Here is a 12,302-nt window from a genome sequence, read left to right on the forward strand (position 1 = left end):
ACGTCATGCAAAAACTGAAACTGTTTTTCGAAGAAAGCGCCTTCGGTGTTTGTTCCAGACTTGGAGAGAAACTTAATTTCCCCATTGATAGTATTCGCTTATTTTTCATTTATTCATCCTTCATAACACTGGGTTCGCCGGTGATCATCTACGTATCCATGGCAATGATGATGAAAATTCGAAAGTACTTTAGAAAAATGAACAACCCAGTTCTTTTTGATTAAAGTCTATCAAAAGTTTTCTTTCGGTTCACCCAAAAGTCCCAGTAAATCCAATAAGAGGGACCTTTTTTGCTAAATTTCTTCTTCCCTTTAGTTTTCAAAAACTGTTCCTTACTTTCAAAAAAATCATCATATCCACGAAAGATAGCTTTACCAAACTCTTTTTTCCCATTTAGGATATAGGCTAGGGCTGCCAATATTTCTACTACAAACTTTAGAATAAAAATTACAGCAAAATTGAAGGTTGATTCTGCCTTATAAATCAAACTAATGCTATTCTTGATGTTTAGGTAGAGTTTTTTGGGGCTGCTTCTGTCAAGAGTTGCACCGCCCAAATGGTAAACAACAGAATCGCCTGTATATGCAATTTTCCAACCTGCTTGCTGCATCCTCACACAGAGATCAATTTCTTCCATATGCGCAAAAAAATGAGCATCAAAGCCTCCATGTTCAAAAAAACAAGCTGATCTAATCGCCAAACAAGCTCCGGAAGCCCAATCTACCAGACAAAAATCATCATATTGCCCTTTGTCCTCCTCAATTACATTCCAAATTCTCCCCCGGCAATAAGGGTAATATAAGGTGTCTAAAAAACCACCGCCTGCACCTGCATAATCAAAAACTTTAGGATTTTGGGCAGATAAGATCTTTGGCTGAAGAGCTGCTATTTTTTCGTCTCTTTGAAAAGCTTCCAGCAGCTTGCAATCCCAACCTTCTGTAACCTCAACATCTGAATTGAGCAAAATAAAAAATTCGTACTTCCCTCTTAGCTGCTCCAAACCCCAATTGTATCCACCTGCGTAGCCGAAATTTTCAGAAAGAGAGATGAGTTGAACTTGGGGAAAATCCTTCTCGAGGATGGCTATGGATTGATCCTGGCTAGCATTGTCAATTACCCAAATTTCAGATTGGGAAAACTTTATAACAGAAGGGAGGAAGCGTTTGAGCATTTCCTCCCCGTTATAATTTAAGATGACAATTGCGCAGTTTTGCATCCTCCTGATGATAGGTTATTGATAAAAAAATCTATAAATGGTCACTCATTAAAACCTTTTCCTTAAAGGCTTTTCATTTTCTGACCTAATCTCATTTTATCCAAACATGCTGCCTAGATCCATTCCGGGAATATTAGGAATCATCCCTTCAGTCGCTGACTTCATTTCAGCTTTTATTTTGACCTCAATTGCTTCCAAAGCAATATTTGTTGCTGCAACCACCAGGTCACTGAGCATTTCCTTATCATTAGGGGTTAACAGTGACTCATCCATTTCAATTTTCATCACTTTACGCTCCCCGTTGACTGTTACTTTTACTAATCCACCACCGGATTCTCCTTCAGCAGTCAGATGAACAAGCTTGGCTTGGGCTTCTTTTATTTTAGCCTGAGCCTCTTTTACCTTATTCATCATGTTCATCAAATCAAACATAGCTCTATAATTTTATTTTATGATTTCTTGAATTTCAAACTTTTATTTCGAATTAAACCCTTTTAGAAATTTTCACTGTTAAAAATGCAACATTAACCAAGTAAACTCTGTCTGTAGGAATATCAAACCATTTAGTTATGAAGTCGATAGTCCAAATTGATAAAGAGCAGGTTAAGAATCTGAGCTTTTCCAAAAAAGAGGTGATCTCTACCCCTGAAGAAAGGAAAATTCGATCTCAAAAACTGGAGAGATCGCAGACCCTTGGCAATTTACTGCATTCGAAAGTACGTATCACTTTCTGTACGGCTGAAGATCAAGTTTACGAAGTCAATACCACTGTTTGGGCTGTTGGGCCAGAATACATAGTACTAAAAGGAGGAGTAACTATCCCCACCAATTCTATCCTTTCTGTGGAATAAACTCCAAAACTGTCTTTATAGCATCCTCAACTCTCAAGTTTTCCTGAACTCCTGTTTCAAGGTTCTTTAGCGCAATAGTTTGGGATTCTATCTCTTGGTCTCCACAAATTGCTGCAAACTGAATCTGATTTTTACTCGCATAATCCAGTTGCTTTTTCATTTTAGCCTGGTCTGGATAGATTTCAGAAACAATCCCTGCTGAGCGTAAACGGGTCAGAATACTTAAGGCATATTGATACCCTTTCTGATCAAAATGGGTCAATAATACCTGCGTGCCCTGTGCAGTTGACTGAGGAAATAAATCCAGCTCCTCCATCACATCATAGATTCTATCTACTCCAAAGGAAAACCCTACGCCGGAAACCCCGTCCATACCGAAAACTCCGGTCAAGTTATCATATCGTCCACCACCACTAACGGATCCTATGGAAACATGATTGACTTTTACTTCGAAAATTGCTCCAGTATAATAAGACAAACCCCGAGCTAAAACCATATCCAATTCCACATGACTCAGATCTTCACCCATGGCCTGTAGAATTCCGAAAGTATCTTTCAATTCCTCCACTCCCTGCAAGCCTACTTCACTACCGGCTAGGAAATTTTTGAGAAAGTCTAATTTTTCCTGCACTCCGCCAGTGAAATTGATTAAAGGAGTAAGCTTCTGGATGGATTCATTTTGGAAGCCTCTTTGAGCTAATTCTTCCTGTACTTTTTCCCAGCCGATTTTATCCAACTTATCAATAGCAACACACAATGGACCTTCTTTTCCCGCTTCGCCGATCACCTCTGAAATCCCGGTTAAAATCTTCCGGTTGTTTATTTTGATATCATAGTCAGCAATATTCAGATTGGAAAAAACCATACGAATCATCAAAACAATTTCTGCTTCACAAACCAAGCTATCTGTGCCTACCACATCGGCATCACATTGATAAAATTCTCTATACCTGCCCTTTTGAGGTCTGTCTGCCCGCCAAACGGGCTGGATTTGAAACCTCTTGAAAGGGAATGTCAATTCATTTCGGTTCATCACCACAAACCTCGCAAATGGCACAGTCAAGTCATATCTAAGCCCCTTCTCAGAGACTTTTGACAAGGTAGCATTTGCCCCATTCTGCAAATCTTCGGGACCTACATTCTTTAGAAAATCTCCACTGTTGAGGATTTTAAATAGCAATTGATCCCCTTCGTCTCCATATTTTCCTGTCAGAGTACTCAAATTCTCCATAGCTGGAGTCTCTATCTGATTATAGCCAAACAACTGAAATGTATCCTTGATTGTATCTAGGATGAAATTTCTTCTGGCCATTTGGAGAGGTCCAAAATCTCGGGTTCCTTTCGGTAAACTCGGCTTTTGCATGCAAGTAATTTTGGTGATTAAAGCCCAAATTTACCGAAAAAAAGCAGAAATATCCCCGAACTCAGAGATAATACACAATTTATTCGCGCAGATTAATAGGCAATCAAAAAATGTTTCTTTACCTTTGCGTTCCGTTTCGAAACAAAAATCTTTAAACACATATAGTCATGGCAGTTACTACTCTGAAAAGAAAGCTAAGAAGAAAAAGACAAAGCCAGAATACACGTATCATCAAAATTAAGCAATTGACTGCTCAGCCGGTGATTAAAAACGTGGATGTAGAGGAATTGAAAAAGTCTTTCGAGAAGAAATAATTTCCCTTCTAGATATTGAGCGGCCTTGAGCCGCTTTTTTTTTGCCTATTCAGTAAGCCTTCCTCTTCTACCAAGCTCTATTACCCGAAGATTGGCTATTTTCCCTGAATTGATTTCAAAAAGGAGCATAGTTCTCATCTGGTGAAAACCTTGCTGCCCAATAGCCCCAGGATTCATATAGAGGCAATTCAAGTCTTTATCCATCTCCACTTTGCAAATATGTGAATGGCCACAAATAAAAACTTGAGGTCTTGATACTTTGATTTTATTTTTCACTCCCTTTGCGTAGCGGGGAGGTTTCCCTCCGATGTGAGTCATTAAAAACCGAACATCTTCAACTTCCCATTCCAACCATTCTGGATATAAATTCTGAGTATTAGTATCATCTATGTTCCCATAAACCGCTCTGATTGTTTTTCCCTCAGGTAATGCATTCATGACAGTCAACTCACCAATGTCACCTGCATGCCAGATTTCATCTACTTCTTCAAGATGTTGAAGAGTTTTGTGATCAATGTAACTGTGAGAATCAGAAATCAATGCGATTTTAGTGGACATTTGAAACGAAAGGCTTTAATTTTTCCTTGATAATGTAAGTCTTACCCCAAAACAATACGATCACTATGAAAAACCTAGCATTTCTTGGCCTCTTTTTTCTGGCAATACTTGGAACCTCCACACTTTCTTATGCTCAGTCTCCTGCAGATTCAGCCAAAGTGGTTTCAGTTGAAAAATTTCAAAAGCTAAGCTCAAAGAAGAAAAATATCCTAATCGATGTAAGAACACCTGAAGAAATGCAGGAGGGTCACTTGGAAGGTGCCTTGAATATCAATTTCCTTTCAGAGGGATTTGAAAATGAAATTAAACAATTGGACAAGACTAAAACTTATTTATTGTACTGTCGAACTGGAAAAAGAACAGCTAAGGCAGGTGCTGCAATGAAAGCAGCCGGATTTAAAAAAGTAATCATATTAGATGGCGGAATTACCGCCTGGAAAGAACAAGGAAAACCCATAGAAGAATGAGTCAAATAAAATCTGTTAATCCCTATTCCGGTGAAATCCTGAAAGAATTTCAACTTTTGACGGAAAATCAAGTTCAGGAAAAACTTCAAAAAGGCGAAAAAGCCTATCAGAAATGGAAAAAATCTCCCTTTTCTGAAAAATCAAAATTGATGCGTAAAGCAGCAGAGGAATTACGGGAAAATAAGGAACATTATGCGAAAATTATTTCCCTTGAAATGGGAAAAATCATCAAGGAATCAGTTTCAGAAGTTGAAAAATGCGCTTGGGTCTGTGAATATTATGCTGACAATGCAGAGGAATATTTGAAGCCTGAACCCATCTCTCTCCCTGATGGAAAAAATGCCAAATTATTTCACCAACCAATCGGGACTGTTTTGGCAGTAATGCCCTGGAACTTCCCATTCTGGCAGGTATTTCGATTTGCTGCTCCAACATTGATGGCAGGTAATACGGGTTTATTGAAGCATGCATCCAATGTACCTCAGTGTGCTTTAGCAATAGAGGAGGTATTTACCAAGGCCGGTTTTCCAGAGGGAGTTTTTCAAACACTTTTAATCGACTCGAAAACAACCACGGCAATTATAGAAAACCCAATCATCAAAGCCGTTACCCTGACAGGAAGCGAAAAAGCCGGTGCAGCAGTTGCCTCAGCTGCGGGCAAACACATCAAAAAATCCCTACTAGAACTGGGAGGCAGTGATCCATTTATCATATTGGAAGATGCTGACATAGAAGAAGCATCCAAAACTGCAGCTAAAGCTAGAATGATCAATTTTGGCCAAAGTTGTATCGCCGCTAAGCGGTTTATCGTTCAGGATACAGTCTATGATCAATTTTTAGAAATATTTTCCAATGAAATAAAAAACCTCAAGGCCGGGGAGCCTCTGGATGAAAATACGGACTATGCATGCATGGCAAGACCTGATTTAGCAGAGGAGCTCTATGAGCAAATTCAAGAATCTGTAGACAAAGGAGCTAAGGTTTTACTGGGAGGAAAAGCCCCTGAAAAAGGAAGTGCCAAATTTTCTCCTACTATTTTAACAGATATTCCAAAAGATTCTCCGGCATATTCAGAAGAATTATTTGGACCGGTTGCTATCGTTTTTCGGGTTAAATCAGCCGATGAAGCTATTCAAATAGCCAATGATTCTGAATTTGGTTTAGGATCATCTCTCTGGACGAAAAATCCGGAAAAAGCTGAAGCATTGGCTTCAAGGATAGAAAGCGGTGCAGTCTTTATCAATTCATTGGTGGCATCCAACCCACATCTTCCCTTTGGAGGAATCAAAAAGTCCGGTTATGGAAGAGAACTGAGCCGCCATGGAATATTGGAATTTGTAAACACCAAAACAGTATACCTTGGCTGATAGATAAGGGATAATCAATCGGTCTATTTTTGCAATTGCCCGATTCCTTCCTATTTTTACGAGCCAAAATTTTGTCTTTAACTAATGAGAGAAATACAATTTCGCGAAGCCCTCAGAGAGGCCATGTCCGAAGAGATGAGACGTGATAAGAACGTCTTCCTGATGGGTGAAGAAGTAGCTGAATATAACGGAGCTTACAAAGTTTCACAGGGAATGCTGGATGAATTTGGTCCAGAGAGAGTTTATGACACTCCAATCTCTGAATTGGGCTTTGCCGGTTTGGGAGTAGGTGCTGCAATGAATGGACTTATTCCAATCATTGAATTCATGACTTTCAACTTCTCCCTAGTTGCGATCGATCAGATCATCAACTCCGCTGCTAAAATGTTAGCCATGTCAGGGGGAGCCTATTCAGTTCCTATTGTTTTTCGAGGACCTACAGGAAATGCAGGTCAGCTGGGAGCTACACACTCTTCCAACTTTGAAAATTGGTTCGCCAACACTCCGGGTTTGAAAGTTATAGTACCTTCTAACCCTTATGATGCTAAAGGTTTATTAAAAGCTGCAATCCGTGATCCAGATCCAGTAATTTTCATGGAATCTGAATTAATGTATTCTGACAAAGGAGAAGTTCCTGAATCAGAATACCTTTTACCAATCGGAGTAGCTGATATTAAAAGAAAAGGAAAAGATGTTACGTTGATTTCCTTCGGTAAAATGATGAAAGTGGCTCTGGAAGCTGCAGAAGAAATGGCGAAAGAAGGAGTTGATTGTGAAGTAATCGATTTGAGAACTGTCAGACCTATCGATTACGCAACCTGTGTAGAGTCATTGAAAAAGACCAACCGTGCAGTTATTGTAGAAGAAGCTAATCCATTGGCTGCTATTTCCTCCGAATTGACTTACCATTTCCAGAGATATGCATTTGACTATTTGGATGCTCCTGTGATTCGTGTGAATTCAATGGATGTACCTTTAAGTTATGCTCCTACTTATATCGAGGCGACTATCCCTAATGTAGCGAGAACGGTAGCTGCTATCAAAAAAGTAACTTACCAAGAGTAATCATATAATTAATCCAAAAAAAAAGCCCTGACTTACCAAAGTCAGGGTTTTTTGTTACCCAATCTATCTATCTGTTTACTTATTACTAAATCGATAATTCATGAGAAATGTTTCACGATCTTCAAAAAAAATGGCTGTCTCATAAATCGTTCAAATGTAAGCCTGAGTGTAGTCGAAGGCCAATTATATCATCCTGGCCTACATTTCGACTTCGCTCAATGTGACAAAATCACTTTTGAGACAGCCCTTATTTTAAGTTTTTTTAGCGGTTGTTTTGAATCATCTCTCCTCCACCTTCTTCACCGCCTTTCAAATCATCATTAGATACTGACCTTCTTCTTCTAGGTCTATCGTTCATACTTAGCTTACCAATTCTGTAGCTGAAGTTGATCTTGAAATTCATATTTCTCAAAGCACTTGTACTGTTCTGTACAATGGTAGGCGTGATGGTCTCATTTCTGATGATAAATTCCTTCGCTAAGAAGTTTTCAGCACCAAATCCAATGCTTCCTCTTTTTTCATTGAATTGCTTATTGAAGTTTAAGCCATAAGCTGCGAATCCTCCGCTTGAACCTTGAAGTTGTACTCTTCTTCCTCTTGCAAAGGTGAATAGTTGAATCTGCCAGTCTTTTGGTAAAGAGTAGTTTCCAAACATTCTTCCACTGACTACCCATCCCTGATTAGATGCCGCAAAAAGCGGATCAGTCAATCCATTGTCCAACATGGCATAGTAAAGATCAAAACCACCATTTAAAGAGAACTTGTTGCTGATGCTAACATTGGCAAAGATGTTTGTACCTAAAGCCTGCTCCTGACCAATATTCTCGTAGGTCGTATAGATGATATCATCATCCTGAACAGTTCTTACTGCCTGAATCGATCCCGTAGTATTTCTGTAGAATCCGGTGAAGTTTAGCATAGTACCTTTGATGAAGGTACTATATCCCAATTCATAATTATCAGTCAATTCAGGATCCAAAATAGGGTTACCCTGAGAGATTTGAAGTGGATTGGATGCTTCAATGTTTGGATTCAAAAATCTCAAGGATGGTCTTTGAATTCTTCTGTTGTATGCAGCCTTGATCATGTTGCCATTTTTCAATTTGCGGCTAGCATTCACACTTGGCACCAAGGTTCCGTAAGAAGGAATATCAACCTCCAATTCATTGGCAAAATCAGCGGAAATGGTTGTATACTCATATCTCAATCCCGGCTTCAAGGTGTAATTTTTCAAGAAGCTGAAAGTATAAGAAAGGTATCCCGCAGTTACATTTTGATCATAACTGAATTCATTGCTTAAGGATGGGTCTTGCAATTCTACATATGGTCCATCAGCACCTTCTGCTTGGAAATAAGCAAAGTCCGAATAGGCTTTTCTCAAAATGTTTTTAGCCCCGTATTCCAAAATTTGATTTCCTTTATCCCCCAGAGGGTTTACAAAATCCAACTGAACAGTAAATTCTTCATTTCGGCTTGGGTTATCGTTTCTCAGCCTTGAGTCAATAGTTTGAAAATCTTCATTGAAAAGAGTGTTTACAAAGTTATTTTCTCTGTTGTTTCTACTATAAAGAGTCAATAAACTTGCCTCCTTACCTTTCTTCTCGTAGGTTTTGGTGTAGTTCAAACTTACATCAATGGAATTGGACTGATCCTTGGAATTAGTTTCTCTCAAGGCTTCTCTGATCAAATTTCCTCCTACAAAATTTTGTGTTAGGAAGTCATTTTGCCAGTTATTAGAATTTCTGATACCAAAGTTTACTGCACCAGTGATAAAATTGAACTTATCGATTTCATAATCCACACCAAAGTTATATCTACCAAACAGGTCTCTTCTTTCTGTATCTGCTGACTGCAGAATTGTAGTCGTATTTCCTGATGGGTCAATCAACTGCTGCTCGTTGTCGAATCTTCCCAAGATATTATAGCCAGAGCGGCCAAAACCTCCCAGCGAAAATCCAAACTTTCCGATTCTGGCACTTCCGTTCAATCCCAAGTTAGAACCTCTCAAACCAGCACCACTGTTGATACTCATGGTCACACCCTGTAGATTATTCTTCTTTGTAACAATATTGATTACACCGGAAGTACCTTCTGCATCAAATCGAGCTGAAGGTGAAGTAATAACTTCTACCTCTTTAATTTGATCTGCTGGAATTTGCTTCAATGCATCTGTAATGCTGCTGGCAGCTATTGCTGAAGGTCTGTTGTCAATCAATACAGTGATGTTGCTACTTCCTCTCATAGATACATTTCCATCCAAGTCTACGGATAGCATTGGAACTCTTCTCAACACATCCGTTGCATCTCCACCCGCAGTCGTTCTGTCATTCTCTGCTTTATAGATTGTTCTGTCAACACGCTCTTCAATCAATTGTCTTTGACCTTGAACGGTCACTTCCTCCAATGCCAATCCCTCATCGCTCATTGATAGATTTCCGAGGTTGATATCTCCGGTATTAGATTTTACAGATATGTTGTCAACTACCAGCGTTTCGAACCCAATAAAAGTCAATTGAAGGGAATACTCTCCAGGATCGAAACCTGTAATGAAGAATTTACCTTCCCCGTCAGCGACGGCACCGGCTAAACTCACATCTGACCCTTTTCTGTATAAGACTGCGGTAGCATAGCCAACAGGTTCGCCAGATTTTGCATCTTTAGCCACACCGATAATTCTGGCAGGCTGTTCTTGGTTTTGCTGGGCGAAGGTTTGATTGAAACCGATGGCTGCAAAAAGAATTAATAAACTGAATAGATTTTTCATCTGTTTTAGATAAATGATTTCAAAATTTTAATGGCACTCGCAAAATTCTTTTGATTCATTTTGCGAGCTTCACCTCAAATTTGATTTCGTGGTTTGTTTTCAAATATTGGGCTGTCACCTCATTGATACCCCAAAATTGAAGGCTTTGTTCAGCAATATTTTAGGTAATAGACCATTCATTGGTATTTGTCGACAAATAGGTCGATTTGCCTGATAAGGCAGAAGAAATCATCGATTAAGCGATTCATCCGCTCATCAGGGAGTTTCGCCGTGAAAAACAGCAGATTGGTAGATTTTCTAACTGAAATACTATTCTTTATATTAGTTTGGACCTGAAAATCAGACGTATGCCATCAATCACCTCCAAAAAAAATCTTTCTTTCCTAGTTCACATACTGGGATGGCTGATGCTATGTATAGTCCTTATCTTACTGTCTCCTCTATCCTGGAGAATGGGAGAAAATGAATTGCCCACAGCTTTCTGGTACAAACAAGTTTTCTTGGTAGCAGTTTTGGTATCCATCTTTTACACCAATGCCTCGATTGGTGTTCCCAAAATATTACTCAAAGGAAAAAATTACATATACCTCCTATTGGTAATAGCTGGAGCTGTAGTCTTCTACTTCACGATCATTTATTTCGAGCAACTCATCAAGTACCCGATGAGAATGCATGAATTTTTCAACCCTGACAAACCATTCGTACCTGGAAGAAGATGGCTGCCTGGAGACGTATTTCAACTTCTACTTTACACCGTATCTATTGGCTTGAGTACTTCTTTGGCGCTGGTTCAAAAATGGCAAAAAGACGAAACTGTACGACAGGAACTGGAAAAACAGCGGATCAACACAGAGCTCTCTTACCTCAAGGCTCAGATCAATCCACACTTTTTCTTCAATACATTAAATAATATCTATTCATTAACCAATCTGGATATTAAAAAAGCACAGGAAGCTTTATTGAAGCTTTCCCGGATGATGCGCTATGTGCTTTATGAAAATCAAAAAGAATCAACTTTACTGAGTAAAGAGGTAGATTTTATCAGAGACTATATTGAATTGATGAAAATGAGATTGACTGATAAAGTCACCTTAAATATTAGTATGGACGAACCCAAAAACAACCATACTATTGCTCCAATGATGATTTTACCTTTTCTGGAAAATTGTTTCAAACATGGAATCAGCTCTCAACATCCCAGCAAAATTGATATTAAAATGGAAATCATGGGAGACACCTTATTCTTTGAAACCAGAAATCAGATTTTCCCTATCAATCAGGATAGCCCCGAAGCAAAAGAAAGTGGAATCGGATTAGTCAACACCCAGAGAAGGCTAAGTCTATTATATCCCAATAAACACCGCTTGAAATTTGGCAAAGTTGAAGACAAGGACGAATATTATGTCAATCTGACAATCAACTTGGAATGAAACTCAAATGTATAGCCGTAGATGATGAGCCACTTGCTCTCGAACTAGTATGCAAATACATACAGCAGACGGCTTTTCTTGACTTGGTTGGCAAGTTTTCCAGTGCCATTGATGCGCTGGCATTTCTAAATAAAGAGGAGGTTCAATTGATTTTCATGGACATCCAAATGCCCGATCTTTCCGGAATGGAGCTCGCAAGGGTGCTGGATGGCAAAAAGACCTCGGATAAAACCAGAATTATTTTCGCTACGGCTTATCATCAATTTGCAATAGAAGGATATAAGGTAGACGCTTTGGATTATTTGCTTAAACCTTACAGCTATGAGGATTTCCTGAATGCTGCTACCAAAGCTTATAATTACTTTGAAAAGCAGGAAAACAAGATTCCAAATCCGGCTACTACTCCGACAGAAAGCAGTCCCGAGTATATTTTTTTGAAAGTAGAATATCAGTTGGTCAAAGTAATGCTTTCAGATATCACACATGTGGAAGCATACAAGGACTATGTGAAAGTTCACTTAAAATCAAAACCCAATCCACTACTTTCTCTGACCAGTTTAAAAAGTATGGAGGAGCTTTTGCCCACTTCAAAATTTATGCGGGTGCATCGCTCTTATATCATTGGTTTAGATCACATAGAATCCGTTTCAAAAAACGTGATCACCATCGGCACACATCACATCTCGGTGAGCGATAATTACAAGGAACCCTTCTTGGAGTTTATGGGGAAATGGATGAATTGATTGGGGAAATCTGAAAGCTAAAATCTTAAGTCTGAAAAACGGTAGCGTCACTGCGAGGAGGAACGACGAAGCAGTCTCATAAATCTCATCGGCGCAAAGTTTTAATCTCCCGCAAAGGATAGAAGAGGCGAAGAATATATGAAGTCCCCTTCAAGTCTAATTTT

General features: G+C 39.1%; 13 protein-coding genes. 8 read left to right on the plus strand and 5 right to left on the minus strand.

Going from position 1 to position 12,302, the window contains the following annotated elements; genetic code table 11:
• The first annotated feature begins 5 nt into the window (after window positions 1–5).
• Complete coding sequence (locus B2906_RS10380; RefSeq protein WP_091655618.1) at window positions 6–224, plus strand: PspC domain-containing protein; 219 nt, start codon at window positions 6–8, stop codon at window positions 222–224.
• Here B2906_RS10380 and B2906_RS10385 read toward each other — a convergent pair.
• Both B2906_RS10385 and B2906_RS10390 read right to left on the minus strand, forming a co-directional pair.
• On the minus strand, window positions 221–1,216 hold the full coding sequence (locus tag B2906_RS10385; protein WP_219958041.1) for a glycosyltransferase family 2 protein: 996 nt from the start codon (window positions 1,214–1,216) through the stop codon (window positions 221–223). The two genes, B2906_RS10380 and B2906_RS10385, sit on opposite strands and share 4 nt — an antisense overlap.
• Window positions 1,217–1,312: 96 nt before the next feature.
• Window positions 1,313–1,648: a YbaB/EbfC family nucleoid-associated protein gene (locus B2906_RS10390; RefSeq protein ID WP_091655616.1), complete on the minus strand. Its 336-nt coding sequence runs from the start codon at window positions 1,646–1,648 to the stop codon at window positions 1,313–1,315.
• A gap of 137 nt (window positions 1,649–1,785) precedes the next feature.
• Here B2906_RS10390 and B2906_RS10395 point away from each other — a divergent pair, with 137 nt between their 5' ends.
• The gene (locus B2906_RS10395; protein WP_144605701.1) at window positions 1,786–2,067 is read left to right on the plus strand and encodes a hypothetical protein; all 282 of its coding nucleotides are present in this window, start codon (window positions 1,786–1,788) and stop codon (window positions 2,065–2,067) included.
• On the opposite strand, the gene hisS is transcribed toward B2906_RS10395, so the two are convergent.
• Window positions 2,048–3,430: a histidine--tRNA ligase gene (hisS, locus tag B2906_RS10400; RefSeq protein ID WP_219958040.1), complete on the minus strand. Its 1,383-nt coding sequence runs from the start codon at window positions 3,428–3,430 to the stop codon at window positions 2,048–2,050. The genes B2906_RS10395 and hisS overlap by 20 nt on opposite strands.
• Before the next feature lie 167 nt (window positions 3,431–3,597).
• Between hisS and B2906_RS10405 the strand changes: the two genes are divergently transcribed.
• Window positions 3,598–3,744, plus strand: coding sequence for a hypothetical protein (locus B2906_RS10405; protein WP_175557949.1), 147 nt, complete (start codon window positions 3,598–3,600; stop codon window positions 3,742–3,744).
• Between the two features lie 45 nt (window positions 3,745–3,789).
• Here B2906_RS10405 and B2906_RS10410 read toward each other — a convergent pair whose 3' ends face one another.
• Window positions 3,790–4,302, minus strand: coding sequence for a metallophosphoesterase family protein (locus tag B2906_RS10410; RefSeq protein ID WP_219958039.1), 513 nt, complete (start codon window positions 4,300–4,302; stop codon window positions 3,790–3,792).
• A gap of 65 nt (window positions 4,303–4,367) precedes the next feature.
• Here B2906_RS10410 and B2906_RS10415 point away from each other — a divergent pair, with 65 nt between their 5' ends.
• From B2906_RS10415 to B2906_RS10425, 3 genes are all read left to right on the plus strand, one after another.
• A complete protein-coding gene (locus B2906_RS10415; RefSeq protein WP_286939367.1) occupies window positions 4,368–4,769 on the plus strand; it encodes a rhodanese-like domain-containing protein in 402 nt (133 codons plus the stop codon).
• Window positions 4,766–6,136, plus strand: coding sequence for an NAD-dependent succinate-semialdehyde dehydrogenase (locus tag B2906_RS10420; RefSeq protein WP_286939368.1), 1,371 nt, complete (start codon window positions 4,766–4,768; stop codon window positions 6,134–6,136). The genes B2906_RS10415 and B2906_RS10420 overlap by 4 nt, the downstream gene beginning before the upstream one ends.
• Before the next feature lie 84 nt (window positions 6,137–6,220).
• On the plus strand, window positions 6,221–7,201 hold the full coding sequence (locus B2906_RS10425; RefSeq protein ID WP_219958036.1) for a pyruvate dehydrogenase complex E1 component subunit beta: 981 nt from the start codon (window positions 6,221–6,223) through the stop codon (window positions 7,199–7,201).
• A 262-nt stretch (window positions 7,202–7,463) separates the two neighbouring features.
• Here B2906_RS10425 and B2906_RS10430 read toward each other — a convergent pair whose 3' ends face one another.
• Window positions 7,464–9,965 carry a TonB-dependent receptor domain-containing protein gene (locus B2906_RS10430; RefSeq protein ID WP_286939371.1) on the minus strand — a complete coding sequence of 834 codons (2,502 nt, stop codon included), beginning with the start codon at window positions 9,963–9,965 and terminating at the stop codon, window positions 7,464–7,466.
• Window positions 9,966–10,312: 347 nt separating this feature from the next.
• On the opposite strand from B2906_RS10430, the gene B2906_RS10435 reads away from it, so the two are divergent.
• Together B2906_RS10435 and B2906_RS10440 are read left to right on the plus strand one after the other, a co-directional pair.
• The gene (locus B2906_RS10435; protein ID WP_245756456.1) at window positions 10,313–11,395 is read left to right on the plus strand and encodes a sensor histidine kinase; all 1,083 of its coding nucleotides are present in this window, start codon (window positions 10,313–10,315) and stop codon (window positions 11,393–11,395) included.
• Window positions 11,392–12,138 (plus strand): LytR/AlgR family response regulator transcription factor, encoded by a 747-nt coding sequence (locus B2906_RS10440; RefSeq protein WP_219958034.1) that lies wholly within the window; start codon window positions 11,392–11,394, stop codon window positions 12,136–12,138. The genes B2906_RS10435 and B2906_RS10440 overlap by 4 nt, the downstream gene beginning before the upstream one ends.
• Window positions 12,139–12,302 lie beyond the last annotated feature (164 nt).

The sequence above is a fragment of the Algoriphagus sp. UBA3586 genome (assembly GCF_002376385.1).
In the GTDB taxonomy this organism is placed as follows: Bacteria; Bacteroidota; Bacteroidia; order Cytophagales; family Cyclobacteriaceae; genus Algoriphagus; species Algoriphagus ornithinivorans.

Bases quoted from the DNA above. Each gene is read 5' to 3' on its own strand.
- B2906_RS10380 (WP_091655618.1), top strand. From the start codon at position 6: ATGCAAAAACTGAAACTGTTTTTCGAAGAAAGCGCCTTCGGTGTTTGT.
- B2906_RS10385 (WP_219958041.1), bottom strand. From the start codon at position 1,216: ATGCAAAACTGCGCAATTGTCATCTTAAATTATAACGGGGAGGAAATG.
- B2906_RS10390 (WP_091655616.1), bottom strand. From the start codon at position 1,648: ATGTTTGATTTGATGAACATGATGAATAAGGTAAAAGAGGCTCAGGCT.
- B2906_RS10395 (WP_144605701.1), top strand. From the start codon at position 1,786: ATGAAGTCGATAGTCCAAATTGATAAAGAGCAGGTTAAGAATCTGAGC.
- hisS (WP_219958040.1), bottom strand. From the start codon at position 3,430: ATGCAAAAGCCGAGTTTACCGAAAGGAACCCGAGATTTTGGACCTCTC.
- B2906_RS10405 (WP_175557949.1), top strand. From the start codon at position 3,598: ATGGCAGTTACTACTCTGAAAAGAAAGCTAAGAAGAAAAAGACAAAGC.
- B2906_RS10410 (WP_219958039.1), bottom strand. From the start codon at position 4,302: ATGTCCACTAAAATCGCATTGATTTCTGATTCTCACAGTTACATTGAT.
- B2906_RS10415 (WP_286939367.1), top strand. From the start codon at position 4,368: ATGAAAAACCTAGCATTTCTTGGCCTCTTTTTTCTGGCAATACTTGGA.
- B2906_RS10420 (WP_286939368.1), top strand. From the start codon at position 4,766: ATGAGTCAAATAAAATCTGTTAATCCCTATTCCGGTGAAATCCTGAAA.
- B2906_RS10425 (WP_219958036.1), top strand. From the start codon at position 6,221: ATGAGAGAAATACAATTTCGCGAAGCCCTCAGAGAGGCCATGTCCGAA.
- B2906_RS10430 (WP_286939371.1), bottom strand. From the start codon at position 9,965: ATGAAAAATCTATTCAGTTTATTAATTCTTTTTGCAGCCATCGGTTTC.
- B2906_RS10435 (WP_245756456.1), top strand. From the start codon at position 10,313: ATGCCATCAATCACCTCCAAAAAAAATCTTTCTTTCCTAGTTCACATA.
- B2906_RS10440 (WP_219958034.1), top strand. From the start codon at position 11,392: ATGAAACTCAAATGTATAGCCGTAGATGATGAGCCACTTGCTCTCGAA.